Source organism: Pseudomonas viridiflava (assembly GCF_900602065.1).
In the GTDB taxonomy this organism is placed as follows: domain Bacteria; phylum Pseudomonadota; class Gammaproteobacteria; order Pseudomonadales; family Pseudomonadaceae; genus Aquipseudomonas.
In genome coordinates this window covers 1-383 of the sequence record NZ_UWFN01000388.1, presented here as the reverse complement: position 1 = coordinate 383, position 383 = coordinate 1, and the positions used below count along the sequence as shown (strand labels likewise).

Below are 383 nucleotides of genomic sequence, written 5' to 3'. Positions count from 1 at the left end.
ATTGAGGACGAAGCGCATATCGCGCAGCGGCGCTTTGTAATCAGCCATGGCAAACCTCGTGAAAACGGAGCGAGAGACCTGTAAATGCTGATTCGTTGCGGTCGGAAACACGGATCAGCCGTCGATAGACACGAGTCTACCCGAACAACATTTCAGACACATAGGGTCGTGTCGTGACTATCAAGTCATAACAGGTCACTGGTCAGAAACGTTTTATCAGGTCGCCGCTTCGGTGGTTCGCACGGCTCCGCGCCGGCTCTGCTGCTGGTGGGAAATCACACAATTGCGCCCCGCGCCCTTCGCGGCGTAGAGTGCCTGGTCGGCAGCCTTGAGCACTTCTTCAGGCGTGCGATGTTCCGGCTGACGCTCGGCCACACCGATGC

At 57.4% G+C, this 383-nt stretch carries 2 protein-coding genes; both read right to left on the bottom strand.

Going from position 1 to position 383, the window contains the following annotated elements; genetic code table 11:
• On the bottom strand, nt 1–48 hold a 48-nt coding region (locus EE949_RS30435; RefSeq protein ID WP_205577006.1), incomplete at its 3' end, for an acyl-CoA dehydrogenase N-terminal domain-containing protein.
• Nucleotides 49–216: 168 nt separating this feature from the next.
• A partial coding sequence (locus EE949_RS29315; protein ID WP_122667469.1) for a diguanylate cyclase domain-containing protein occupies nt 217–383 on the bottom strand: 167 nt, incomplete at its 5' end.